Origin of the sequence: Cupriavidus taiwanensis (assembly GCF_900250075.1) — a bacterium.
Classification (GTDB): domain Bacteria; phylum Pseudomonadota; class Gammaproteobacteria; order Burkholderiales; family Burkholderiaceae; genus Cupriavidus; species Cupriavidus taiwanensis_C.
Window position 1 is genome coordinate 1600678 of the sequence record NZ_LT977070.1, and the last position, 24792, is coordinate 1625469.

The window sequence follows — 24792 nt, forward strand, 5'->3', positions numbered from 1 at the left end:
ACATCGCTACGGACAAAGGTCATCGCATCAACCGGGAAATCAGCGCGCCTGAACTGCGCCTGGTAGGGGTTGATAACGAGCAGCTCGGCATCGTCAAGTTCATGGACGCTCTGCGGCTGGCTGAGGACAAGGACTTGGACCTGGTGGAGATCGCCCCGAACGCGACTCCGCCCGTCGCCCGGATCATGGATTACGGGAAGTTCAAGTACGAGGAAGCCAAGCGCGCCCACGAGGCCAAGCTGAAGCAGAAGATCATCCAGGTCAAGGAAGTCAAGTTCCGGCCGGGTACGGATGATGGCGACTACAACGTCAAGCTGCGCAACCTGAAGCGCTTCCTGGAAGATGGCGACAAGACCAAGATCACGCTGCGGTTCCGTGGTCGCGAGATGGCCCACCAGGAAATCGGCGCGCGCATGCTCGAACGCCTGAAGGCGGACCTGGAAGAGATCGGCCAGGTCGAGCAGATGCCGAAGATGGAAGGGCGCCAAATGGTAATGGTGCTCGCCCCCAAGAAGAAGAAGTAATTCCTGCGCGGTGCGGCGGCCGGGATGCCAGTCATCCCGGCGCTGCTTCGTGCGGAAGTCGCGCGGGGTCCGCCAGGACCATCGTGCAACAACAAGTGGATGCGGGTCTTGCAAGCGTCGGCGTGAGCCGTCCACCTGCATGCATGTCATATGAGCTGGAGTTTTTCATGCCGAAGATGAAGACGAAGAAAAGCGCTTCCAAGCGCTTTACTGCCCGTCCGAACGGTTCGTTCAAGCGTGGCCAGGCCTTCAAGCGTCACATCCTGACCAAGAAGACCACCAAGAACAAGCGTCAACTGCGCGGTACTCAGGACGTCCATGAGACGAACCTGAAGTCGGTGCGCGCGATGATGCCTTACGCATAACCCCTGACGACAACGAAAGGAGAATTACATGCCTCGAGTAAAGCGTGGGGTCACTGCACGGGCCCGTCACAAGAAGGTTATCGACGCTGCCAAGGGTTACCGCGGCCGTCGCAATAATGTCTATCGCATCGCCAAGCAGGCGGTCATGCGTGCTGGCCAGTACGCGTACCGCGATCGCCGCAACAAGAAGCGCGTGTTCCGCGCTCTGTGGATTGCGCGTATCAATGCCGCGACGCGTGAGCATGGCATGACCTACAGCGTGTTCATGAACGGTCTGAAGAAGGCCTCGATTGAACTGGACCGCAAGGTGCTGTCGGACATGGCTATTCACGACAAGCCTGCCTTTGCCGCCATCGTCAACCAGGTGAAAGCCACCGTTGCCTGATGCCGGCTCCGGTAGCGCGCAAGCGCTGCCGGGCAAGCACCGACCGCAAGGTCGACCGCTGACCGCAAGGTCTGCTGAAACGGGGCTCCTCACCGAGCCCCGTTTTTATTTGCGGTTCCGGATGCCGTTTTGCGTTGCTTGACGAGACTGCATCCGGAAACGCATACCGCACGAAGTGCCAACCCACGTCGGGCCGGCCTTGTTTCGCGACAGGGTTCCGCCGACGCCAGAACACTCCACGACCGCCGCCATGTCTCAGGATCTGGACCAAATCGTCGCCGACGCCCAGGCCGCTTTCGCCGCCGCCAATGACAACGCCACGCTGGAAAACGAAAAGGCCCGCTTCCTGGGCAAGACCGGCGCGCTGACCGAACTGCTCAAGGGCCTCGGCAAGCTCGACCCGGAGACCCGCAAGAGCGAGGGCGCGCGCATCAACCAGGTCAAGCAGCAGGTGGAAGCCGCGCTGCAGGCGCGCCGCCAGGCGCTGGCCGATGCGCTGATGAACGCGCGCCTGGCCGCCGAGGCCATCGACGTCACGCTGCCGGGCCGCGCGGTGGCGCGCGGCAGCCAGCATCCGGTGATGCGCACCTGGGAGCGCGTCGAGCAGATCTTCGGCTCGATCGGCTTCGACGTGGCCGACGGCCCCGAGATCGAAACCGACTGGATGAACTTCACCGCGCTGAACAACCCGGACAACCATCCGGCGCGTTCGATGCAGGACACGTTCTACGTCGACGGCCGCGACAGCGACGACAAGCTCCTGCTGCTGCGCACGCACACCAGCCCGATGCAGGTGCGCTACGCCAAGATGCACGTGGAAAAGTACGCGGGCAAGGCTATGCCGCCGATCAAGGTGATCTGCCCGGGCCGTACCTACCGCGTCGACAGCGACGCCACGCACTCGCCGATGTTCAACCAGGTCGAAGGCCTGTGGATCGGCGAGGACGTCAGCTTTGCCGACCTGAAGGGCGTGTACACCGATTTCCTGCGCAAGTTCTTCGAGCGCGATGACATCCAGGTGCGCTTCCGTCCGTCGTATTTCCCGTTCACCGAGCCGTCGGCGGAGATCGACATGGCCTTCGGCAACGGCAAGTGGCTGGAAATCTCCGGTTCGGGCCAGGTGCATCCGAACGTGCTGCGCAACATGGGCCTCGATCCCGAGCGCTATATCGGTTTCGCGTTCGGCTCCGGCCTCGAGCGCCTGACCATGCTGCGCTACGGCATCAACGACCTGCGCCTGTTTTTCGAGGGCGATGTGCGCTTCCTGCGCCAGTTCGCCTGAACGGCGCACCGTCAAACTCGTCACCGACTACACAGAATACTTACCGGATCAGAAGCGCCATGCAATTCTCGGAATCCTGGCTTCGCACCTTCGCCAACCCTGAAAAGATCTCCACCGACGCACTGTCGCACAGCCTGACCATGGCCGGCCTGGAAGTGGAAGAGGTGGGCCCGGTCGCGCCGCCGTTCGACAAGGTGGTGGTCGCGCACGTGCTGTCGACCGAGCGCCATCCCAACGCCGACCGCCTCAACGTGTGCCAGGTCGATGCCGGCACCGGCGAGACCCTGCAGATCGTCTGCGGCGCGCCCAACGTCAGGCCCGGCATCAAGGTGCCGTGCGCGCTGGTCGGCGCGGTGCTGCCGCCGGCAGAGGAGAACGGCAAGCCGTTCGAGATCAAGGTCGGCAAGCTGCGTGGCGTGGACAGCTACGGCATGCTGTGCTCGGCGCGCGAACTGAAGCTGTCGGAAGACCACGGCGGCCTGATGGTGCTGCCGGAAGACGCACCGGTCGGCCAGAACATTCGCCAGTACCTGGACCTGGACGACCAGGTCTTCGTCATCAAGCTGACGCCGAACAAGGCCGACTGCCTGTCGATCCACGGCGTGGCGCGCGAGGTGTCGGCGCTGACCGGCGCCGCGCTGAACCTGCCCGACATGCAGCCGGTGCCGGTGACGATCCAGGACAAGCTGCCGGTCAAGGTATCGGCCCCCGACCTGTGCGGCCGCTTTTCCGGGCGCATCATCCGCGGCGTCAACGCGCGTGCCGCCACGCCGCTGTGGATGGTGCAGCGGCTGGAGCGCTCGGGCCAGCGCAGCGTGTCGGCGCTGGTCGATATCTCCAACTACGTGATGCTGGAGCTGGGCCGTCCGTCGCACGTGTTCGACTTGCACAAGATCCATGGCGGCCTGGACGTGCGCTGGGGGCGCAAGGGCGAGCAGATCAAGCTGCTGAACGGCAACACCATCGAGGTCGACGAGCAGGTCGGCGTGATCGCCGACGACAAGGAGATCGAGAGCCTGGCCGGCATCATGGGCGGCGACAGCACCGCGGTCACGCTGGACACCACCGACATCTATCTTGAAGCCGCGTTCTGGTGGCCGGCTGCGATCCAGGGCCGCAGCCGCCGCTACAACTTCTCGACCGACGCCGGACATCGTTTCGAGCGCGGCGTTGACTACGCCACCACGGTCGAGCATATCGAGCGCATCACCGCGCTGATCCTCGCGATCTGCGGCGGGCAGGCCGGCCCGGTGGACGACCACGTGGTCAACCTACCGGTGCGCAAGCCGGTCAGCCTGCGCGTGGCGCGCGCCGAGCGCGTGCTCGGCATCGAGCTGTCGCCGGCGGCCATCGCCGATGTGTTCCAGCGCCTGCAGCTGCCGTTCACGCGTGCGCAGGGCGCCGAAGGCGAGGTGTTCGAGGTCACGCCGCCGAGCTACCGCTTCGACATCGAGATCGAAGAAGACCTGATCGAGGAAGTCGCGCGCATCTATGGCTTCGAGCGCATCCCGGCGCGCCCGCCGGTCGCCGAAAGCGAAATGCGCCCGACCAACGAAGCCAGCCGCTCGACCCACGTGGTGCGCCACGCCGTGGCGGCGCGCGACTACCAGGAAGTGATCAACTTCGCCTTCGTCGAAGAGAAGTGGGAGCGCGACTTCGCCGCCAACGATCAGCCGATCCGCCTGCTCAACCCGATCGCCAGCCAGCTGGCGGTGATGCGCTCGACGCTGATCGGCGGGCTGGTCGACAAGGTGCGCTACAACCTCAATCGCAAGGCCGCGCGCGTGCGCCTGTTCGAGGTCGGCCGCGTGTTCCATCGCGACGCCGAGGTCAAGGATGGCGGGCTGACCGTGGCCGGCTATGACCAGCCGATGATGGCCGCGGGCATCGCCTACGGCCCGGCGTTCGAAGAGCAGTGGGGCGTCGCCACGCGCAATGTCGACTTCTTCGACATCAAGGGCGATGTCGAGGCGCTGTTCCATCCGCGCGTGCCGCGCTTCGAGCCGGTCTCGCACCCGGCGCTGCATCCGGGCCGCGCCGCGCGCGTGCTGCTCGACGGCGAGCCGGTGGGCGTGGTCGGCGAACTGCATCCGCGCTGGCTGCAGGAATATGAGCTGGCGCATGCGCCGGTGCTGTTCGAGCTGCGGCTCGACGCGCTGCGCGCTACCGGCCTGCCGGCGTACACCGAGATCTCCAAGTTCCCCGCGGCCGTGCGTGACCTGGCCGTGGTCGTGAAGCAATCGGTACGCGTGCAGGACCTGCTCGACACCATGCGCGCGGCCCTGGAAAAACAGGGTTACGGCCGCTTCTGCCAGGGCCTGGCGCTGTTCGACGAGTTCCGTCCCAAGGGCGCTTCCACGGCCATTGGCGCGGACGAGAAAAGCCTTGCGTTCCGGGTGACCTTGCAAGATACTGGGTCGACCCTACAGGACGAAACCGTCGACAGCGCGGTGCGCTGCATGGTCGACGCGGTGGCCGAAGCCTTCCAGGCGCGGTTGCGCGGCTGATTCGTCGGCAGCACCGACGGAGCACCATAAAAAAGGGCGCCCGGGCTTGCCCCGGGCGGATCGCCAGACAGACACTCGAGCGATCGACATGAATGATCGAGACGCGAATTCCATGACCGCTGCAGCACTGGGTGAGATGAGCGACCGGCAGGCATCCTCCCTTGACGAGGCAATGCCGGACGCCCGCGCGACCGAAGTTCCCACGCTGACCAAGGCCGAGCTTGCCGAGATGCTGTTCGACCAGGTGGGCCTGAACAAGCGTGAGTCGAAGGACATGGTCGAGGCCTTCTTCGATGTCATCCGCGAAGCGCTGGAGCAGGGCGACAGCGTCAAGCTTTCCGGTTTCGGCAACTTCCAGTTGCGCGACAAGCCGCAGCGGCCCGGCCGCAATCCCAAGACCGGCGAAGTCATTCCCATCACCGCGCGCCGCGTGGTGACGTTCCACGCCAGCCAGAAGCTCAAGGGCCTGGTCGAAGAACGCGCCGGCGGCTGACCCGTCACCCGAACGGCGGATTGCTTCCCGAGGCCGGCATCGGTATTCTTCTGGGCGCGCGCGTGACGCGCGCCAACCACCTGGCCGGCATGGCCTGACGCTCGTCTACACACTGCATGTCGGACAAACCCAGCGACCGCATCGCGTTGCCGCCGATCCCGGCCAAGCGCTACTTCACCATCGGTGAGGTGAGCGAGCTTTGCGCCGTCAAGCCGCATGTGCTGCGCTACTGGGAACAGGAGTTCACGCAGCTCAAGCCGGTCAAGCGCCGCGGCAACCGCCGCTACTACCAGCATCATGAAGTCCTGCTGATCCGCCGCATCCGCGAGCTGCTCTACGAGCAGGGCTTTACCATCAACGGCGCGCGCAACCGCCTCGACGAAGGTCGTCATCACAGCGCGGCCACGGCAACGCAGGAATCAATGGAAGCCGGCGGGGAAAAAGCGCCGGCATTGTCGGTCGACATCGCCGGTCTGCGCAATGCGCTGGTCGACGTGCAGCACCTGCTGGCGCAGCTGCGGGAGATCGCGAAGCACGGATAATTTCCACGTCAGGAGCTAGTCATACGAGAAATGCTTCTGTTATAATCTTTTGCTTCGGGGCGTAGCGCAGCCTGGTAGCGTACCTGCATGGGGTGCAGGTGGTCGGAGGTTCAAATCCTCTCGCCCCGACCAGACAAAAAAAACCCGCTTGGTAAATCGCCAAGCGGGTTTTTTTATTTCCGTGTCCCGGTGGCAAACGCGTGCTACTTCGCGCCTGCAACGAGTGTGGTCTCTGCGTGAGCGCAGCCATGGCCGTTTTTCGATTCGGCCCGTTGCACCTATAGTGGTGGCACAGTGGACTTCATCGCGACGGAGGCAGCAATGAGCGACAAGGGCAACGGGATCGTCGGCACCACATGCATCGCCTTGGCAGTCGCCGGCCTGGCGCTGACTGCATCGCTGGTGCTTGCTTATTACGCGACGCGCGCGCGCGTGGAAGGGCAGCGCGCCAGCGGCGGCTGACGCGCTGTGGACTGTTCAGCCCTGGATATCGCGAGGGTCGTTGCCAAAGCTGTTGCGCATCCGGATGCGGCCGTCACGGCCGTGGACGAGCAGTTCTGCATGGAGTTGCCGGGCTTTCTCGGTGCCCGCGGCGATCGCGTCTTCTTGCGTCGCGTAGAGTTGGCGCCCGCCCGCGCCGTCTTCGGATTCAATGGCCCAGCCGTTGTCGAGCGGTACGACGTGGATGTTCTTGGCCGGCATGGCGCACCTCCGTGGTGGAAGATGCCCTAGTCTCCACGCTGCTTCCCGCGGACGGTATCGGTGACCGTCTGACAGCGCCGGTGTCTTTTGCGGCGCAGTTGTCGGGAGCGGCGTCAGCCATGTGACCCCTCGGGCCGGAAATCAGAAAAAGCGCCCGGATACCGGGATGCTCGGGGCATGGTGCCGACGCAGGTGCACATAGACTGGTTAAGCTGTACTCACCAGCCCGCCCGCACTCCGCCGCGGCGGGCTGTTTTTTTGTGCGGCGCTATCGGAGCAGCCGCTGCCACCGCATGTCATGTCCGCGCACGAGTCCGGCAAGCGTCGCCGCGCTGGCCAGTTCGAATTCGCTGAACTGGAAGGCCGGCGCGACGGTGCAGCCGACCAGCGCAAAGTCCTCGGGGTCGCCAGCGTCCGCGCGTTCGGCGGCAAACCACTGGCCACCCGGCACCAGCGCCTGGAACGCGGCGCCGGGATGCCGCAGCGGGTCGCCCAGGCGCTGCGTGACGATGGTGCCGTCGACGATACGGTGCAGGTCCAGCGGGGAGCCGGCGTGGTAGTGCCACAGTTCGTCGGAGCGGATGCGATGCCAGGCCGAATAGTCGTTGCCGCAAAGCATGTACTGGATGGCGGTGCAGGCCTCGCGCGTGCGTCCGTTCTGGCATGCGACGCGCTCCTCGCTGCGATAGGTTTCGCGGTAGTAGCCGCCTTCCGGATGCGGCCGCAGGTCGAGTGCGTGGATCAGCTGGCGGGCGGTCGGGCTCAGTTCTGGCATGGGGACATGGCGCGCGGCGCATCGGTGGAATTGGAAGGCGTAGCTTAGAGCAGGGCGAAGCGCGCCTGCGCGGGACCGACCAGCGCCGGGCGGCTCACCGGGTAGCGGTGGCGCATGCCTTGCGACTCGAACGACAGGAAGTCCGGCGTCCAGCGCAGCGATTGCAGCTGGCGCGGCTCGATGCCGTCGACCACGATGGCGCCAGCGTTGACGCAAACGCTGCCGCAGCGCAGGCGCACGGATTCGGTGTCGTCGCCGAAGTAATGGGCTTCGAGCAGAATGGAATCGGACTGGTACAAGGGCATGGCAGTGTCCTGATACTGTATGAATGTACAGTATAGCTGCGGCATGCCGTTCGGTCATCCTCCTGATTCTCAATTTCGGGCGATGGGGCGGCGGTGCGTTGGCGCTGCCTGGTATAACCTGAAACCGGTGACAGCCTTCACGACGCTGTCTTGCCGCGACCGCCGGGTCGCTACAGGAGATGCCATGGCTGGAAGCGGAAGCAAAGCCTGCTGGTTCGGCCTTGGCGTGCTGCTTGGCGCCGCGGCCGGGGGCGCGTTGGCGCGGTCGGCGCAGTCGGCGCGCACGGCCGCTGGTCAGCGCGAACCGCGTCAGTCCGATGCGCCACTGCTGCCTGCCGATGTCACCGCGGACCAGGTGCTGACCGATGCCGCCACTGACGTGGTCGAGTACCGCGGCTTCGTCATCCACGTGTTCTGCCATGCGCTCGGCATGGGGCGGTTCAAGGCGCTGTGCGATATCTGGGAATCGGGCGCGGTGGTGCTGGAAGGCGGGGCGCCGCCGACCACCCATGCCACGCCGGACGAGGCGCGGGCCGCGGCGATTGCGTGGGCGCAGCAATGGGTGCAGCGCAATGGCTGAAGCGCGGGGCCATCCCGGGCCGACCGGCACAATCGGCGACAAATCGACCCGCTGGCGCGCGACAGGCCTGATAATCGCGTCCGTGCCAACAGTCGATCGGCACGATCCTCAAGGAGAATTCATGTTTGTTTGTGGGAACCAGGCTTGTGGCGCCAGCTGGGAGCCGGACGAGGTGCAGATCCGCGATGAAGGGCAGGGACTGGTGTTCCGCTGCCCGCAGTGTGGCGCCCGCAACCATGTCGTGGCGCGCACGGCCAAGGATGGCAGCACGACCTATCGCCAGGTACCCGCAGGCGCCGCGCAAAAGGCACCGGCGCAGCGGCCCGCCGAAGCACGGCCGAAGGCGCCGGCGAAGGTAGCGCGGAAGGCACCGGGCCAGGGCCGCGCCAAGCCCGCGTCGCGCTGACCGGCAGCGGCGGCAGGCCATGTCACCCCACCTGTGTGGGGTCAAATTCACATCGTTGACGGCTTAAGCTAGTTTAGGCAGGACCGTTAAACACAACATGGACTTTGCCGACCTTCCCAACGACCCCGCTTCCAATGCCGAGCGCATGGGCTGGGCCAACGCTTCGCCCGAAGTTATCGCGAAGGTGTTGAACTCGGCGCTGGCGGCGCAGGACCTGTCCGGCTTTGCCGCGCTGCTGTCGGACATCGCGCGCGACCGTGGCCTGAAGGGCGAGCGCGCGGCGCATCAGTCGATCTACGACATGCCGTACGCCAGCCTGTTGCCGCGGCAGAAACACCTGCTGTCCGATGCCTTCGAGCTGCTGATCCTGCTCGGGCTCGAGCTGCGCCCGCGCAGCGCCGACGCCGATGCGGACCTCGGCGCTGATCCTGACCCTGATACCGACGAGTAAGCCGGCAGGCAGCCGGGGCGGCTAGCTTCGCTCCAGCATGCCGATCTCGCGCACCGCGACCGACAGCATCGACAGTCCCGCCGCGCCGGAGGCGCGCTGGTCCGCCAGCATGCGCGTAAAGCGTTCGAGCGCGCCATGGCGGCTGGCGCGCCAGGCGTCGATCATCGCTTCCGGCGAGGCCTGATCTCCCGCTTGAGACAGCACGCTGACCGTCAGCGCGCGCTTGAGCCGTCCCAGATCATCGAGCGTGGTAGTGCGTGCCAGCAAGTCCCAGTGGGTGTCCGATGGCAGCGCCAGCGCGCGGTCGCGCAGCCAGCTGAAGCTCAGGTGGCTGTCCAGCGCGAAGTAGACCCCGGCCACCAGCTCCAGGCTGCGCTCGCACGCCGCGGCCACTTCGGCGATGTCGAGCGCCGCGGCCGAGATCTCGCTGCCGGCCACGCGCGCGGCCAGCGTCTCGCCCACCCCCGCCTCGATCAGCGCACGCGTATGCTCGGTCAACGCCGTGGCATCGGCCTGCGGCAATAGTTGCGGCAAGCGGGGCCCCAGCCACTGTGCCGCTTGCGCAAAGCGCGCCAGGTCTTCGGTGGCGCTGCTGCCGCTGCGCAGATAGCGGATGAACCACAGGCAAGCGCGCTCCAGCAGCAGCGCCACCGACCCGAACATGCGAGCCTGTTCGGCGTCGGCGACGCGATTGTCGAGCGCGTCGATCTCCTGCCACAGCGCGGTCAGGCCGAACACGTCGCGCGCGATCAGGCAGGCGCGCACGATATCGGCGGGTCGCGCATCGGTTTCTTCCATGATCCGGTGCACGAAGGTGGCGCCGATGCGGTTGACCAGCATATTGGTCAGGTGTGTGGACAGGATCTCGCGCCGCAGCGGATGGCGCTGCATGGCTTCGCCGTAGCGCTGGCGCAGCGGCACCGGGAAGTAATCCGCGAGCATGCCGGCAACCAGGGCGTCTTCGGGAACGTCCGAGCCCAGCAGTTCGTCGTACAGCCACATCTTGCTGTAGGCGAGCAGCACGGCGCGCTCGGGCGAGGTCAGGCCTTCGCCGGCCAGCTTGCGCTCGGCAATGTCCTCGTCCGACGGCAGGAATTCGAGCGCGCGGTTCAGCCGCCCGGCGCGTTCCAGCCAGCGCACCAGACGCGCCTCGCCGTCGAGCAGCGCGCCGCTGCTGCGGCCGGCGACCGATAGCGCCTGGGTCTGGTAGTAGTTGTCCTGCAGCACCAGCAGGCCGACTTCGTCGGTCATCTCGGCCAGCAGCTTGTTGCGCTGCTTTTCGGTCATCTCGCCGTCGGCGACCACCAGTCCCAGCAGGATCTTGATGTTGACCTCGTGGTCGGAGCAGTCGACGCCGGCAGAGTTGTCGATGGCATCGGTGTTGATGCGGCCGCCCTTGCGCGCGAACTCGATGCGGCCCAGTTGCGTAAAGCCGAGGTTGCCGCCTTCGCCGACCACCTTGCAGCGCAGTTCGTTGCCATTGACGCGCACCGAATCGTTGGTGCGATCGCCAGCCTGCAGGTGTGTTTCCTGGCTCGACTTGACGTAGGTGCCGATGCCGCCGATGTAGAGCAGGTCCACCGGCGCCATCAGGATGGCGTGGATCAACTCGGCCGGCGACAGCGCGCTCGCGGTGATGCCGAGCACCGCCTGCACCTGCGGCGATAGCGGGATGGTCTTGGCCGTGCGCGGATAGATGCCGCCGCCTGCGGAAATCAGCGTGGCGTCGTAGTCGGCCCAGCTAGAGCGCGGCAGCCCGAACAGCCGCGCGCGTTCCTGCAGGCTGCGCGCCGGGTCCGGATCCGGGTCGAGGAAGACGTGGCGGTGGTCGAACGCGGCCACCAGCCGGATATGCGGCGACAGCAGCATGCCGTTGCCGAACACGTCGCCCGACATGTCGCCGATGCCGGCCACAGTGAATTCCGTGGACTGGATGTCGATGCCCATCTCGCGGAAATGCCGCTTGACCGATTCCCAGGCGCCGCGCGCGGTGATCCCCATCTTCTTGTGGTCGTAGCCGACCGAGCCGCCGGAGGCGAAGGCATCGCCCAGCCAGAACCCGTACTCGGCCGAGATCGCATTGGCGAAGTCCGAGAACGTGGCCGTGCCCTTGTCCGCGGCCACCACCAGGTAGGGGTCGTTGTCGTCGTGGCGCACCACGTCGGGTGGCGGCACCAGCTCGCTGCCGACGAGGTTGTCGGTCAGATCCAGCAGGCCGCGCAGGAAGGTCTGGTAGCAGGCGATGCCTTCGCGCAGGAAGGCGTCGCGGTCGGTGGGCGGCGGCGGGCGCTTGACCACGAAGCCGCCCTTGGAGCCGACCGGCACGATCACCGTGTTTTTGACCATCTGCGCCTTCATCAGGCCCAGCACTTCGGTGCGGAAGTCCTCGCGCCGGTCCGACCAGCGCAGGCCGCCGCGGGCCACGCGTCCGCCGCGCAGGTGCACCCCCTCCACGCGCGGCGAGTAGACCCAGATCTCGAACATCGGGCGCGGCTCCGGCAAGCCTGGCACCAGCGCGGGATTGAACTTGAACGACAGGTACGGGCGCGGCTGGCCGTCCTCGCCACGGTGGAAATAGTTGGTGCGCACGGTGGCGTTGATCACGCCGAGGAAGAGCCGCAGGATACGGTCTTCATCGAGGTTGGGGACCTTGTCCAGCGCCGTGCCGATATCGGCCAGCAGCTTGTCGCAGCGCGCCTGGCGCGCGGTGTCGGTGGCGACCTGGCTGAAGGTGTCGAAGCGCGCCACGAACAGCGCCACCAGCATTGCGGCAATGGCGGCGTTGCCGGTCAGCGCGCGTTCGATATAGGCATCGCTGAAGGTGGAGCCCACCTGCCGCAGGTAGCGCGCGTAGGCGCGCAGGATGGTGACGTCGCGCGCGGCGAGTTCGGCGCGCAGCACCAGGCGGTTGAGGTCGTCGTTCTCGATCTCGCCGTGCCATGCGCGCGCAAAGGCATCCTCGAACAGCGCCTTGACGCGCGCGATGTCGAACTCCGCGGCGCTGCTGCCATCGGCGATCTCGAGCCCGAAGTCGTGCACCCATAGCGGCGCGCCGCTGTCGGGCTCGATCAGGTAGGGGCGCTCTTCATCGACGCGCACGCCCAGGTGCTCCAGCATCGGCAGGCTCAGCGACAGCGCGATCGGTTCGCCGGCGCGGTACACCTTGAAACGGAACGCACCCGGCGCGGCCTCGATCGGGCGGTACAGGTTCATCGCCATGCCGTTGCCGCGCACCGCGTGCTCCATCAGCTCGATATCGCGCACCGCGGTGCGCGCCGGATAGTCTTCGCGATAGCCGGCGGGAAACGAGCCGCCATAGCGCTGCAGCAGCCTGTTGCCTTGCTCTTCGCCGTGGCTTTCGTGCAGCGCTTCGGCGAGGTCGTCCTGCCAGCGGCGGCTGGCATGCACGATGCGCGCTTCCAGCTCCTGTGTGTCGACCTTGGGCATGGTGCCGGGCTCGCCGCGCACGGTCAGCTGGATGCGCGCCAGCGGCGATTCCGACAGCAGCGGCGTGAACTCGCAGCTGGTGCCGTGGAAGGCCGCGGTCAGCAGCTTCTGGATTTTCTGGCGCAGGTCGGTGTTGTACTTGTCGCGCGGCACGAACACCAGGCACGAGACAAAGCGATCGAAGCGGTCGCGCCGCACGAACAGCCGCGTGCGCTGGTGCTCCTGCAGCCGCAGGATGCCGGTGGTGATGTCGAACAATTCGTCCTCGGTCGCCTGGAACAGTTCGTCGCGCGGATATTGCTCCAGGATCGTGACCAGCGACTTGTACAGGTGGCCCTTGGCGAGGAAGCCGGCGCGTGCCAGGATGTTGGCGCACTTGCGCCGCACCAGCGGGATGTCGGCGATCGGCGCCATGTAGGCGGTCGAAGTGTAGAGGCCGACGAAGCGCCGCTCGCCGAACAGCTGTCCGTTTTCGTCGAGCAGCTTGACGCCGACGTAGTCGAGATAGCCGGGCCGGTGCACGGTGGCGCGCGAATTGGCCTTGGTCAGGAAGATCGGCGAGCTGCCTTCGATGATCGCGGTGGCCGCCGCGGGCAGCGGGGTCAGGTCTTCGGCATCGGGTTCGCGCAGGCTTTCGCGCAGGATGCCGGCGCCCGAGCCCGCCACGCCGCGCAGGAAGTAGCGTCCGTCGCGCGCCACCAGCTGGTAGTCGCGCTGTCCCAGGAAGGAGAAATGGTCGTCCATCATCCATTCCAGGAAGGCGCGCGCCTCGACGCTCTCCGCTGAAGCCGCGTCCGGTGCCTGCGCCATCACGCCGATGGTGGCGCGCGTGATGTCGCACATCTTCGGCCAGTCTTCCACCGCGGCGCGCACGTCGACCAGCACTTGCGAGATGCCGTTGCGCAAGGCGTCGAGGCGCGATGCCTCGCCGGTGCGGTCGATCTCGAAATGGATGAAGGACTCCAGGCGCGAATTGTCGCCACCCTCGCCGGCGCCGGCAGGGGCGATCCGCTCGATGCCGGCGCCGCCGCGCCAGACCCGGAACACCGGATGGATGGCCGAATGCAGCGCCAGGCCCTGGCGGTTGATCTCCATGGTCACGGAGTCGACCAGGAACGGCATGTCGTCGTTGACGATCTCGACCACGGTGTGGTCGGAGTGCCAGCCGTGCTCTTCGAGGTTGGGGTTGTAGACGCGGATGCGGGCGCTGCCGGGGGTGAACTTCTGCGCCGTCTGCCAGTGCGCCATCACGGCGCCGTACAGGTCGGCCACTTCGCGCCGCAACAGGTCTTCGGCATCGGCCTGGTCGTAGTAATGCAGCAGGAAGGGCTCGACCACGCTGAACATCGCCGCCGGCAGCCGCCCGCGCGCGAAGTTGGCCAGTTGGTCCAGCAGGTGCGCGACCTTGTCTTCGTTCTCCTGCGGCATGTTCCCCTCCTCGCGGTGTCGATGGGCCGCCGGGGCATGTGCCGGGGCATGCTCATACTTTAGGAAAAATCCGAGTACCCGGCGCAACAAAGTGGCGGGTACTGGCGATGGCGAGGGAGGGGCCCCGACGGGTCCCGGCGGCGCGCCGCGGGACCCGGGCAGCGCTCAGAAGCGCGTGGCGAGGCTGGGGCAGGAAGACGGACGGTGCGCGACCGGCGGCAGGCCGGGGCAGGGCAGCGGCTGGCTATGCTGGCTGTGCCGTTCCTGCCGGGGGGCCTCGGAGGCGGCCCTGGCCTGGCGTGAAGTGTGGCCGTCCAGCGTGGATTTCATCCGGTCCAGCAGGCTGCCCAGCGCGGCACGCTCCTGCGAATTGAAGGCCGCGACCGAGACGCTGTGCAGCGCGCTCAGCGCCTGCGCGGTACGTTGCACCCGCGCCGTGGCGCCTTCGGCGATGCGGGGTGCCATCGTGGCGGTGTATTCGATCCAGCCGTCGCGGCGCAGTTCGTCGAGCATGGTCTCCGATTGTGCGGCTTCGAGCGGCATCGGACCGGTCAGCGGCAATCCGCGCTTGAAGGCACCCTGGCGGATGGCCCGCAGCAGCAGCCACTGGGAATAGCTAAGGCCCGAGGCGCGCAGGGTCTGGTCCAACGCACCTTGCCAGGCGGTGACTGCGTCAATCAGGGCAAGGACAACCGGCTCGCTGGGTTCGAGGGGTCTTGGCTGCATGAATGGCGTCTCCTGTTGTGTTTTGCCGCCACCGCAATGCACAGGCACCCGCAAGGGGTGCAAGGGGCCGGAGCATGGCCGGCCCGGGCGGCACGGCCGCCGCAGCCTCTGGGGCGGGCTGGGTCGACCGAACGGCGAGACTAACAGAAACTTTTGCCGGATTTGTGACAACTGCGGGAATGTCCTGAGCCGGTACCGCGCACTAGTGCCGACTGCTGCGCGTCATTTGCAAGATTATGAAAAAAGCGACTTGAATGAATGACTTTAAATCATCGCTGGAATAAGCATGGCTGGCTACACTGCCTGCCGGAGACCCCGCAACCAGCCGCCAGGCCAGCACGGGGCAAACGGCGCAGGCACGGGCCGGCCGTCAGAACGGAGATCAAGGATGTACAAGGAACGCATTCGCCTGGCCAGGCTGCATGACAAGGTGGTCTCGGCCGACGAAGCCGCCGCGCTGATCCGCGACGGCATGACGGTAGGCATGAGCGGATTCACGCGCGCGGGCGACTGCAAGGAAGTGCCGTTCGCGCTCGCCCGTCGCGCCGCCACCGAGCCGCTGCGCATCACGCTGATGACCGGCGCCTCGCTCGGCAACGACATCGACCGGGTGCTGGCGGAGGCCGACGTGATCGCGCGCCGCCTGCCGTTCCAGTCCGATCCCACGCTGCGCCGCAAGATCAATGCGGGCGAAGTCATGTTCATCGACCAGCATCTGTCTGAGACCGTCGAGCAGTTGCGCTCGGGCCAGATTGCGCCGGTGGACGTCGCGGTGGTGGAAGCGGTGGCCATCACCGAGCAGGGCGGCATTATCCCCAGCACCTCGGTGGGCAACTCGGCCAGTTTCGCCATGCTGGCGCGCAAGGTGATCGTCGAGATCAACCTGAACATGCCGCTGGAGCTGGAAGGACTGCACGACATCTATTTCCCGGTGCAGCGTCCGTACCGCCAGCCGATCCCGCTGATCGCGCCCGCGCAGCGCATCGGCCTGCCGTATATCCCGATCGATCCCGAGAAGATCGCGGCCATTGTCATCACCGCCAAGGACGACAGCCCGTCCAACGCGCTGCCGCCGGATGCCGGCACCAGCCAGATCGCCGGCCATCTCAATGAATTCCTGCTGCGCGAAGTGCGCGCCGGCCGGCTGTCGCCGTCGCTGCAGCCGTTGCAGGCCGGCATTGGCACCATTGCCAACGCGGTGCTGCACGGGATGGTCGAGTCGCCGTTCCGCGACCTGCAGATGTATTCCGAAGTGCTGCAGGACAGCACCATCGAGCTGCTGGATGCGGGGCGCCTGGCCTTTGCCTCGGCCTCGTCGGTGACGCTGACGCGCGCGGTGTACCAGCGCTTCCTGTCGAACCTGGACCGTTACCGCTCGCGCCTGCTGCTGCGGCCGCAGGAAATCAGCAACCATCCGGAGATCCTGCGCCGGCTGGGGCTGATCACCATCAACACGGCGCTCGAGTGCGATATCTACGGCAACGTCAACTCGACCCATGTGGGCGGCACGCACATGATGAACGGCATCGGCGGCTCGGGTGACTTTGCCCGCAATGCGCACCTGTCGGTGTTCGTGACCAAGTCGGTGGCCAAGGGTGGCGATATCTCCAGCATCGTGCCGATGGTGGCGCACGTCGACCATACCGAGCACGATGTCGACATCATCGTCACCGAGCACGGCCTGGCCGATCTGCGCGGCCTGGCGCCGCGCGAACGCGCCCGCACCATCATCGCCAACTGCGCCGACCCGCAATACCGCGACCTGCTGGGCGATTACTTCCGCCGCGCCTGCGCGCATGGCGGCCAGACCCCGCACCTGGTGGAAGAGGCGCTGTCCTGGCATGTCGCCTTCCGCGACCGCGGCACCATGCAGCCGGCGCGGCCGGCGCAGGCGCTGGCTGCTTGAGGCACGGGCGACACCCAAAAAGAAAACAGCCCGCGCAAGCGGGCTGTGTGAGCGGGCGAGGGCGGTGTTACTGCGCCTTGGTGCCCTGGCTGGCGGGCGCCTTGGCGCCGTCGGTGTAGGGATCGGCCTTGCCCGCCTTGGCGCCGTCGGTGTACGGGTCGTACTTGCCGGTCTTGGCGCCATCGGTGTTCGGATCGAACTTCTTGCCGGAGCTGTTCAGCTCCGACTTGGTCGATTGTTTGGCGCCGTCGGTGTACGGGTCGAACTTGCCGGACTTGGCCGCACTCTGGTTCGGCCCGGCCTTCTTGGTGTGGCTGCCGCTGTAGAGATCGCCGCCTTCGGTGTAGTTTTTCTGCGCATACGCCTGGGTCGCGCCGAGCGCGGCCAGGGCTGCAACGATCAGGGTCTTCTTCAGCATCTTGCTATCCTCGCGAATGACGGTCGCGCAGCGCCTGCGCGAAACCGGTTTGGGGCCGGACGTTGGCCGGTCGAATGCCGGCGCGGTGTTGCGGAGCACCCGGTAAATGTACCGAGTCGGCGCGTGTCCGCAAAGTGAAAGTTTCTTCTACACGTATTGAACGTTACCGGCGGGACGGGCGTGCTGTGCGGGATCAAATGCCGCGGAAATAGGAAGACTCTGAGTGGTGCGCGGCGCATTTTCGGGCGCCGCCCATAAAAAAAACCGGCTGCCGTGGCAGCCGGTTTTCACGGTCCGGAGGCGGCTGATGCCGCCAGGCCGGCTTATTCCAGCGTGATGTTCTGGTCGCGCGCGATCTTTTTGCGCAGGTCCAGTTCGCGCTTGATCTGGGCGGCGTACTGCGCCGGGGTGTTGCCATCGGTGTAGGCGCCGCTGTCAGCCAGGCGGCGCTTGACGTTGGGGTCTTGCAGCGCCTTGACCGCCGCGTCATGCACGCGGGTGATGATCGCCGCCGGCGTGCCGGCCGGCGCCACCAGGCCGTACCAGGCCATGTTGTTCATGTCCTTCATGCCGGCTTCGGCAAAGGTCGGCACGTCGGGCAGGCCCTCGACGCGCTTGGGCGCTGCCACCGCCAGTGCGCGCAGCTTGCCGGCCTGGATATGCGGCATCGACGACGGCAGGTTGTCGAATTGCGCGTTGACCTGGCCCGCCAGCGTGTCGTTCAGCGCCGGGCCCGATCCCCGGTAGGGGATGTGAACCATGTCGGTCTGGGTGATGTCCTTGAACAGTTCCCCGTCCAGGTGGGAGATACTGCCCTTGCCGGCCGAGGCGTAGCTGTACTTGCCCGGGTTGGCCTTCAGCATCGCCACGAATTCCTTCAGGGTCTTGGCCGGGACCTTCGGATTCACCGTCAGCACGTTGGGCACGTTGACCAGGTTGGTGATCGGCGCGAAGTCCTTGAGCGGATCGTACGGATTCTTCGGGTTGGTGGCCGGGTTGGTTGCCATGGTGCTGACCGTGGCGATGCCCAGCGTGTAGCCGTCCGGCGCGGACTTGGCGAGCGCGTCGGCACCGATGGCGCCGCCGCCGCCGCCGCGGTTTTCCACCACCACCGGCTGGCCCAGTTCACGGCCCAGGCCGTCGGACACCGCGCGCGCCACGATATCGGTGGTGCCGCCGGCCGCGAACGGCACGATCAGGCGGATCGGCTTGGCAGGGTAGGACTGGGCGTGCGCCAGGCCGGCGTGGGCCAGGCCGAGGGCCGCGATGCATGCGGCTGCGCCGGCGTTAAGGACTGCTTTCAAGGAGGGCCTCCAATTCTTCTTTCACTGATGCGCCAGCCGGGCTGCAGGCGGGTCGGCGGATCGGCTACGGATCCGGGGTCCGCGCGGTCAGGTTTTTCCGGGCTGGCATGACCGGGCCGTGCCGGGATGCGGTACGGCCGGCGCTTGCGATAGTTCCGCGATACGGAACTATGTTCCACAATGGCGCCGGAGCGATTCAACCGGGAAAGCGTCTGCAGGGGAATTGGTGAGAACCCGCGTATCAAGAATCGGGCCGTGTTGCCGATCGCGCGCGAGGCCGGATCGAGCGGCAAGCGTTAAAGAAGCGCCAAAGCAAAAAGCCGGAAGCAAGGCTTCCGGCTTTTCTGAATTCGCTGGTGGGGCGTGAGTGACTCGAACACTCGACCTACGGATTAAGAGTCCGCTGCTCTACCAACTGAGCTAACGCCCCAACGAAGAAAAAGATTGTAGCAAGGTATCGGATGCGGCGCAATAGCCTTTACGGGATTTTTTGCGAAGCCTGACCGCTACAATGCCAGGCCGCCGTCATGCGCCTCCGCGCCGGCACCGCATCCACCTGTTTGCCAGATCCATGCACGCCAGAGTCCTACGCTATCTCGACGAGGTCGTTCGCCGCGGTTCCATCCGCAAGGCGGCCGAGCACCTGCATGTGGCGCCGACCGCGGTCAACCGGCAGATCCTGGATCTGGAGGCCGAACTGGGCGCGCCGTTGTTCGAGCGCATCAACAAGCGCCTGCGGCTGACGCCGCTGGGCGAGATGGTGCTGGCCCACGTCCGCCAGACGCTGCGCGAGCACGACGCGCTGCGCGAGCGCATCGAGGAGTTCAAGGGCGCGCGCCGGGGCGAGGTCACGCTGGCGGTGACGGCAGGCCTGGCGGGCTCGCTGATGCCGTCGCTGGTGCATGACTTCCGCCAGCGCTATCCGGGCATCGTGGTGCGCGTCAATGACCTGCCGGTGGCTGATATCGTGGCGGCGGTGGAGCAGGGCGATGCCGACCTGGGCCTGGGCTATGACCTGCCGGAACTGCCGGCCTTTCGTGCGCTGGCCAGCAGCGACTGGCAGATCGGTGCGGTGGTGCCGCCCGGCCATGCGCTGGCGGCGCGGCCATCGGTGCTGCTAAGCGAATGTGTCGGCTATCCGCTGATCCTGCCGGCGCCGTCGTTGTCGATCCGCGCCATCCTCGATGCGGCCTTTGCGCGCAATGCAATCGAAGTGTCGCCGGTGGCGGAGTCGACCTCGACCGTGCTGATCCGCCAGCTGGTGCTGCTGGGGACCGGCATTGCCCTGCTGAACCCGCTCGACGTGATGGAGGAGCGCGCGCGCCAGGCGCTGGTGTACGTGCCCTTGCGCGACCGCCACCTGCAGGGCCAGACGCTGACACTGGTGGCGCGCGCCGGCGGCCCACTCAACGCCGCGGCGGCGCTGATGGCCGAGCGCATCGGCGACGCGCTGGCGACGCTGTTCGCGCAGGCCCGCTGAGCCGGGCTTCTGGCGGATGTACACTTTTTGTGGACAGGCTGCTCGGAATTCTGTGCTTGGGAAGAGGCAACGCGCCGCCGTAGACTGGCGGCGATCGTATCTGCCCTCAATCCCATCCGCTTCACAGAAGGAGTTCCGCCATGACCCTGATCGCCCTCAATGCCGACGTCCTGGTGACCATGGACGCGCAGCGCCGCGAGATCCGCGACGGTGCGCTGGTCGCCGAAGGCCCCGCGGTGCAATGGGTCGGCCCGACCGCTGAGCTGCCGCCGCAATACCGGCGCATGGTCGACGACGGCAGCGCGCAGGTGCTGGATATGCGCGGCCGCGTGGTCACGCCCGGGCTGGTCAACACGCACCACCACATGTACCAGAGCCTGACGCGCGCGGTGCCGGCGGCGCAGGATGCCGAGCTGTTCTCGTGGCTGACCAACCTGTACATGCTGTGGTCGCACCTGACGCCGGAAATGATCGCGGTGTCGACCAAGACTGCGATGGCCGAGCTGATGCTGTCGGGCTGCACCACCACCAGCGACCACCTTTATCTGTTTCCCAATGGCTCGCGCCTGGACGACTCGATCGCCGCGGCGCAGGAGATGGGCATGCGCTTCCATGCCGCGCGCGGCTCGATGAGCGTGGGCCGCAGCAAGGGCGGCCTGCCGCCGGACGTGGTGGTGGAAGAGGAGGCCGCCATCTTGCGCGACAGCCAGCGGCTGGTGGAGCAGTACCACGACAGCGCGCGCCACGCGATGCTGCGCGTGGTGCTGGCACCGTGCTCGCCGTTCTCGGTATCGCGCGACCTGATGCGGGAATCGGCGGTGATGGCGCGCCACTACGGCGTGTCGCTGCATACGCACCTGGCCGAGAACGACAACGACATTGCCTATTCGCGCAAGAAATTCGGCCTGACGCCGGCGCAGTATGCCGAGGACCTGGGCTGGGTCGGCCACGATGTCTGGCACGCGCACTGCGTCAAGCTGGACGACGAGGGCATCGCGCTGTTCGCCCGCACCGGCACTGGGGTGGCGCATTGCCCGTGCTCGAACATGCGGCTGGCGTCGGGCATTGCGCCGGTGCGTGCCATGCGCGATGCGGGCGTGCCGGTGGGGCTGGGCGTGGACGGCAGCGCGTCGAACGACGGCGCGCATATGCTTGGCGAGGCGCGCCAGGCGATGCTGCTGCAGCGGGTCGGCTACGGTCCGGCCGCGATGAGCGCGCGCGAGGCGCTGGAAATCGCCACGCTGGGTGGCGCGCGCGTGCTCAACCGCGACGATATCGGCGCGCTGGCGCCGGGCATGTCGGCGGACTTCGTCGCCTTCGACCTGGCGTCGGTCGGGTTTGCCGGCGCCGGCCATGACCCGGTGGCGGCGCTGGTGTTCTGCACGCCGGCCAATGTCGCGGCCAGTGTGATCAATGGCAGGGAAGTAGTGCGCGACGGCGAGCTGCTGACGGCCGACCTGCCCGCGGTGCTGCTGCGCCATCGCGCGCTGGCGCGCACGCTGTTCGAGCGGGCCAGCGTTGGCGCGTGACACAGTGCCGTTGCGGCGGGGGCGGTGGCCTCTGCCGCAACGGATCGGTGCGGTCCGGGCCGCCCAGGGCAAAAGGCCGTTGCCAAAAGCAAAAGGCCGGAAGCATTGCTGCTTCCGGCCTTTTTTGTATTCGCTGGTGGGGCGTGAGTGACTCGAACACTCGACCTACGGATTAAGAGTCCGCTGCTCTACCAACTGAGCTAACGCCCCAACGAAGAACGAGATTCTAGCATGATTTCCGGCGCTGTCAATTGCCTGACGCAATTGCCATGGCAAGCTACGCGCACGCGCCCTGCGTGCGAAGGGGGTGTGCGACGGAACCGAACGGCGGTCGCGGTGGTCTTCCGAATGAACCCTATCGCATGGGGTTCTACCCATACGATTTTGCCGGAGCCATGTTAGGATGTTTCTCCACTTGCATATGGAGGGCTGCACCGATGGATATCAAATTCCAAGAGCAAGAGCGCTACGACATCAATAACGAAGGCTTGTTGTTCCAGGCACTTGTCAATGGCGAGAAGGTGACTTGCGTGGTGACACGCGAAGCACTGTGGGAAGGTTTCAGCGCCGACCAGGTGCTGTCACTTGAAGAAGCATTCCGCGCCGGCCGCGAAACCATCGAACGCGCCGCCGTGGTGCTGATCGAGCAGGGTGCGCCGCAGCCTATCGTCGTCAAGCGCGCCCACGTGGCGCCGATCTGATGCAGATGGATGCCCCGGCCCGCCCCAGGCAAGCCGCGGGCGCCCATCTTGCATCAGGGTTCAGAGCATAGGCCGTCCGGCCTTGCTTGCCAGCCGGCACCGCCGGCGCAGGCAATCCCCAGTTTCTTCCGTTTTTTTCCGCCGTGACGTGGCGAAGCGCGCCTGTGCGGGCGCTGCGCTCATGGCTGCGCGGACGCGGCCGTCGCTGCGGTGGCGCCAGGCCGCGACGCGCATTCCTCGAAGATGCGCACGGTGCAGCGGGCGCAGACTTCCGGCGACAGTTGTCCGATGATGGTGTGCAGCGCCTGCCGCTTGGTCGGGAACACATGGTCGGCGCCGAGCTTGTCGGTAAAGCCGGTCTGCGCCCAGGTCTGCAGCACCTGCGTGCGCGGCCGGTGGAAGTACAGGTCGCCGCCGAGCGCGCGCCGCTCGCTCAGCTCGTATTCCCACATTTCCGCCCCGGCGAGGTCGATGAAATTCATGCTCTTGGTCATCGCCAGCAGGTGGGTCTGGCCGGGATTGACGGTGCGCAGCCAGTGCAGGCGGTCGGTCACGTATTGCACCGCGCCGAAGTAGATCGCACCCTCCATGCGCAGCAGCTTGAGCTGCGGACATTCCGGCTGCGGACGGCGCAGCTCGTCCAGCGGCGTGAAGCGCCGGCCGGGATCGTCGGCATCCGGCACCAGGCTGCGCACCGCGGGCCGCGAGGTGCGGTACAGGTAAGCCACCAGCGACAGCACGGTGCCGAGCAGCACCGCCATTTCCAGCCGGATCACCAGCGTGGCGGCAAAGGTGCCGATGGCGATCGCGAACTCGGTGCGGCTGAGCGTGAAGATGCGGCGCAGCCGCGCGATGTCGAGCAGGCCCCACGCCACCAGCAGCAGCATCGCCGCGATCGCCGCCATCGGGATCTGCGCCAGCAGCGGCGCGCTGACCGCGACCAGCGCCACCAGCCACAGCGCCGAGAACACGCTCGCCAGCGGCGTGCGCGCGCCGGCCTCGAAGTTGGGCACCGAGCGGTTGAGCGAGCCGCACGAGATATAGCCGGAGAAGAAGCCACCCGCGATATTCGACAGGCCCTGGCCGATGAACTCGCGGTTGGCATCGATATGCTGGCCCGAGCGCAACGCCACCGCCTTGGCGATCGAGATCGACTGGCCCAGCGCGACGATGGTCAGCGCCGCGGCGATGCCCAGCAGGTCGGGCAGCTTGCGCCAGTCGACGTCAGGCACCTCGAAGTGCGGCAGTGCCGACGGAATCGGCCCCACGACGTTGACGTGGTGGCCGCCAGCCTGGTTCAGCCACAGCGCCACGCCATAGCCGGCCAGCAGGCCCAGCAGCATGAACGGCAGGCGCCGCCAGAGCCGCTTGCACAGCAGCGTCACCGCCAGCGTGACGGCGCCGACCATGGCCGCGTCCCAGTTGATGGTGCCGGCATGCTCGAACAGGTGGCGCAACACGCCGAAGGCGCTGGTGCCGGTCGGCACCGACAGGCCGAACAGGTCCTTCAGCGCGTACAGCCCTATCAGCGTCGCCGCGCCGCAGGTAAAGCCGAGCAGCACCGACGGCGAAATGAAGTTGGCGAGCGAGCCCAGCCGCAGCGTGCCCACCGCAAGCTGCATCACGCCGACCACGATGGTCACCGCCAGCGCCAGGCCGATATAGGCCGGGCTGCCCGCGAACGCGAGCGGGCTCAGCATCGCGAACAGCGCCAGCGAGTTGGCGTTGGTCGGCCCCGACATGACGTGCCAGCTGGAACCGAACAGCGCCGCCACGATGCACGGCACCACCGCGCTGTAGATGCCGTACTGCGGCGGCAGGCCGGCGAGCGTGGCGAACGCCACCCCCTGCGGCAACACCAGCACGGCGCCGAGCAGTCCCGCCACCAGGTCGGCGCGCAGCGTGGTCGGGTCGACGCGCTGGCTCCAGGGGAACAGGCGTGGCAGCAGGGGTGCGGTGATGGGCGCGGGCATCGGCGGAAAACGGCGCTGGCTAGCCGGCTTCGCCACCGCGTCCGGAGGGCGGCAAGGCGGCTGGGGCTGGCGCACTGGATTGAGGTGTGGCCGGCTGCGGGCCCAGGCTCGCCAGCATGGCGTCGAGCGCGCGATAGACCTCGGCCAGGCGCTCGGCGCCCAGCTGCTGTGCGAGCTGCTGGTAGCGGGCGTCGATCAGTGGTTCCATCTGCGCGATGACGTCGCGCGCGGCATTGGTCAGGTTGACCAGCTGGCGGCGCTGGTCGGTGGCCGAGCGCGTGCGTGCCACCAGCCCGGCGTCTTCCATGCCCGCCAGCATGCGGGTCAGGCTGGGGCTCAGGATCAGGCAGGCCTCGGCGAGCTGGTTGGGCTCCATCGGCCCGCGCTCGTTGAGCGTGCGCAGCACGCGCCATTGCTGCTCGGTCACGCCGAATTGCCGCAGGACCGGCCGGAAGCCGGCCAGCAACGCTTCGCGCGCTTGCAGCAGCAGGTGGGGGAGATTGCGATGGCGAAACATGGCCTGGCTGGGAGGGCTCATGCCCGCAGTGTAGCGGGCACGGCCG

At 66.8% G+C, this 24792-nt stretch carries 24 protein-coding genes and 3 tRNA genes; 16 read left to right on the plus strand and 11 right to left on the minus strand.

What is annotated here, in order from left to right:
• The first annotated feature begins 2 nt into the window (after window positions 1-2).
• The 9 genes from infC (at window position 3) to CBM2588_RS07495 (ending at window position 6560) form a co-directional block, all read left to right on the plus strand.
• Window positions 3-524 carry a translation initiation factor IF-3 gene (infC, locus tag CBM2588_RS07455; protein ID WP_081479471.1) on the plus strand — a complete coding sequence of 174 codons (522 nt, stop codon included), beginning with the start codon at window positions 3-5 and terminating at the stop codon, window positions 522-524.
• 167 nt (window positions 525-691) lie between these two features.
• The gene (gene rpmI / locus CBM2588_RS07460; protein WP_006575466.1) at window positions 692-889 is read left to right on the plus strand and encodes a 50S ribosomal protein L35; all 198 of its coding nucleotides are present in this window, start codon (window positions 692-694) and stop codon (window positions 887-889) included.
• 28 nt (window positions 890-917) lie between these two features.
• Window positions 918-1274 carry a 50S ribosomal protein L20 gene (rplT, locus tag CBM2588_RS07465; RefSeq protein WP_008650487.1) on the plus strand — a complete coding sequence of 119 codons (357 nt, stop codon included), beginning with the start codon at window positions 918-920 and terminating at the stop codon, window positions 1272-1274.
• Between the two features lie 250 nt (window positions 1275-1524).
• Window positions 1525-2556 (plus strand): phenylalanine--tRNA ligase subunit alpha, encoded by a 1032-nt coding sequence (pheS, locus tag CBM2588_RS07470; RefSeq protein WP_115679992.1) that lies wholly within the window; start codon window positions 1525-1527, stop codon window positions 2554-2556.
• Window positions 2557-2615: 59 nt separating this feature from the next.
• Window positions 2616-5063, plus strand: a complete 2448-nt coding sequence (gene pheT / locus CBM2588_RS07475) for a phenylalanine--tRNA ligase subunit beta (RefSeq protein ID WP_115679993.1) — start codon at window positions 2616-2618, stop codon at window positions 5061-5063.
• A gap of 88 nt (window positions 5064-5151) precedes the next feature.
• Window positions 5152-5556 carry an integration host factor subunit alpha gene (locus CBM2588_RS07480; protein ID WP_115679994.1) on the plus strand — a complete coding sequence of 135 codons (405 nt, stop codon included), beginning with the start codon at window positions 5152-5154 and terminating at the stop codon, window positions 5554-5556.
• A 116-nt stretch (window positions 5557-5672) separates the two neighbouring features.
• Complete coding sequence (locus CBM2588_RS07485; RefSeq protein ID WP_115679995.1) at window positions 5673-6098, plus strand: MerR family transcriptional regulator; 426 nt, start codon at window positions 5673-5675, stop codon at window positions 6096-6098.
• Between the two features lie 55 nt (window positions 6099-6153).
• Window positions 6154-6230, plus strand: a tRNA-Pro gene (locus CBM2588_RS07490).
• 189 nt (window positions 6231-6419) lie between these two features.
• A complete protein-coding gene (locus CBM2588_RS07495; protein WP_154676077.1) occupies window positions 6420-6560 on the plus strand; it encodes a hypothetical protein in 141 nt (46 codons plus the stop codon).
• 15 nt (window positions 6561-6575) lie between these two features.
• Here CBM2588_RS07495 and CBM2588_RS07500 read toward each other — a convergent pair whose 3' ends face one another.
• From CBM2588_RS07500 to CBM2588_RS07510, 3 genes are all read right to left on the minus strand, one after another.
• Window positions 6576-6800, minus strand: a complete 225-nt coding sequence (locus CBM2588_RS07500) for a DUF2188 domain-containing protein (RefSeq protein WP_092313567.1) — start codon at window positions 6798-6800, stop codon at window positions 6576-6578.
• 268 nt (window positions 6801-7068) lie between these two features.
• Window positions 7069-7575 carry a cupin domain-containing protein gene (locus CBM2588_RS07505; RefSeq protein ID WP_115679996.1) on the minus strand — a complete coding sequence of 169 codons (507 nt, stop codon included), beginning with the start codon at window positions 7573-7575 and terminating at the stop codon, window positions 7069-7071.
• A gap of 44 nt (window positions 7576-7619) precedes the next feature.
• Window positions 7620-7880 (minus strand): hypothetical protein, encoded by a 261-nt coding sequence (locus CBM2588_RS07510; RefSeq protein ID WP_111519746.1) that lies wholly within the window; start codon window positions 7878-7880, stop codon window positions 7620-7622.
• Window positions 7881-8064: 184 nt separating this feature from the next.
• Here CBM2588_RS07510 and CBM2588_RS07515 point away from each other — a divergent pair, with 184 nt between their 5' ends.
• The 3 genes from CBM2588_RS07515 to CBM2588_RS07525 all read left to right on the plus strand — a co-directional run bounded on the left by CBM2588_RS07515 (window position 8065) and on the right by CBM2588_RS07525 (window position 9317).
• Window positions 8065-8460 carry a hypothetical protein gene (locus CBM2588_RS07515; protein WP_115679997.1) on the plus strand — a complete coding sequence of 132 codons (396 nt, stop codon included), beginning with the start codon at window positions 8065-8067 and terminating at the stop codon, window positions 8458-8460.
• A gap of 121 nt (window positions 8461-8581) precedes the next feature.
• Window positions 8582-8866, plus strand: coding sequence for a hypothetical protein (locus CBM2588_RS07520; RefSeq protein ID WP_115679998.1), 285 nt, complete (start codon window positions 8582-8584; stop codon window positions 8864-8866).
• 97 nt (window positions 8867-8963) lie between these two features.
• The gene (locus CBM2588_RS07525; RefSeq protein WP_115679999.1) at window positions 8964-9317 is read left to right on the plus strand and encodes a hypothetical protein; all 354 of its coding nucleotides are present in this window, start codon (window positions 8964-8966) and stop codon (window positions 9315-9317) included.
• Between the two features lie 21 nt (window positions 9318-9338).
• Here CBM2588_RS07525 and CBM2588_RS07530 read toward each other — a convergent pair whose 3' ends face one another.
• A complete protein-coding gene (locus tag CBM2588_RS07530; protein WP_115680000.1) occupies window positions 9339-14192 on the minus strand; it encodes an NAD-glutamate dehydrogenase in 4854 nt (1617 codons plus the stop codon).
• Between the two features lie 165 nt (window positions 14193-14357).
• Window positions 14358-14918 carry a MarR family transcriptional regulator gene (locus CBM2588_RS07535; RefSeq protein ID WP_115680001.1) on the minus strand — a complete coding sequence of 187 codons (561 nt, stop codon included), beginning with the start codon at window positions 14916-14918 and terminating at the stop codon, window positions 14358-14360.
• A gap of 388 nt (window positions 14919-15306) precedes the next feature.
• On the opposite strand from CBM2588_RS07535, the gene CBM2588_RS07540 reads away from it, so the two are divergent.
• Window positions 15307-16824, plus strand: a complete 1518-nt coding sequence (locus CBM2588_RS07540) for an acetyl-CoA hydrolase/transferase family protein (RefSeq protein ID WP_115680002.1) — start codon at window positions 15307-15309, stop codon at window positions 16822-16824.
• Window positions 16825-16891: 67 nt separating this feature from the next.
• On the opposite strand, the gene CBM2588_RS07545 is transcribed toward CBM2588_RS07540, so the two are convergent.
• From CBM2588_RS07545 to CBM2588_RS07555, 3 genes are all read right to left on the minus strand, one after another.
• Window positions 16892-17242 (minus strand): hypothetical protein, encoded by a 351-nt coding sequence (locus CBM2588_RS07545; RefSeq protein WP_115680003.1) that lies wholly within the window; start codon window positions 17240-17242, stop codon window positions 16892-16894.
• A 323-nt stretch (window positions 17243-17565) separates the two neighbouring features.
• Entirely contained in the window at window positions 17566-18546 is a 981-nt protein-coding gene (locus CBM2588_RS07550) for a tripartite tricarboxylate transporter substrate binding protein BugE (protein WP_012352566.1), read from the minus strand.
• 354 nt (window positions 18547-18900) lie between these two features.
• Window positions 18901-18976: transfer RNA gene (locus tag CBM2588_RS07555), tRNA-Lys, on the minus strand.
• Between the two features lie 141 nt (window positions 18977-19117).
• Between CBM2588_RS07555 and CBM2588_RS07560 the strand changes: the two genes are divergently transcribed.
• Window positions 19118-20026 carry a LysR substrate-binding domain-containing protein gene (locus CBM2588_RS07560; protein WP_115680004.1) on the plus strand — a complete coding sequence of 303 codons (909 nt, stop codon included), beginning with the start codon at window positions 19118-19120 and terminating at the stop codon, window positions 20024-20026.
• Window positions 20027-20166: 140 nt separating this feature from the next.
• Entirely contained in the window at window positions 20167-21555 is a 1389-nt protein-coding gene (locus CBM2588_RS07565) for an 8-oxoguanine deaminase (RefSeq protein ID WP_115680005.1), read from the plus strand.
• Between the two features lie 134 nt (window positions 21556-21689).
• Here the strand turns inward: CBM2588_RS07565 and CBM2588_RS07570 are convergent.
• Window positions 21690-21765, minus strand: a tRNA-Lys gene (locus CBM2588_RS07570).
• Between the two features lie 227 nt (window positions 21766-21992).
• On the opposite strand from CBM2588_RS07570, the gene CBM2588_RS07575 reads away from it, so the two are divergent.
• Entirely contained in the window at window positions 21993-22256 is a 264-nt protein-coding gene (locus CBM2588_RS07575) for a DUF1488 domain-containing protein (RefSeq protein WP_018006788.1), read from the plus strand.
• Window positions 22257-22435: 179 nt separating this feature from the next.
• On the opposite strand, the gene CBM2588_RS07580 is transcribed toward CBM2588_RS07575, so the two are convergent.
• The gene (locus CBM2588_RS07580) at window positions 22436-24229 is read right to left on the minus strand and encodes a SulP family inorganic anion transporter (protein ID WP_172583569.1); all 1794 of its coding nucleotides are present in this window, start codon (window positions 24227-24229) and stop codon (window positions 22436-22438) included.
• A gap of 19 nt (window positions 24230-24248) precedes the next feature.
• A complete protein-coding gene (gene hpaR, locus CBM2588_RS07585; RefSeq protein ID WP_231942116.1) occupies window positions 24249-24746 on the minus strand; it encodes a homoprotocatechuate degradation operon regulator HpaR in 498 nt (165 codons plus the stop codon).
• Between the last annotated feature and the right edge of the window lie 46 nt (window positions 24747-24792).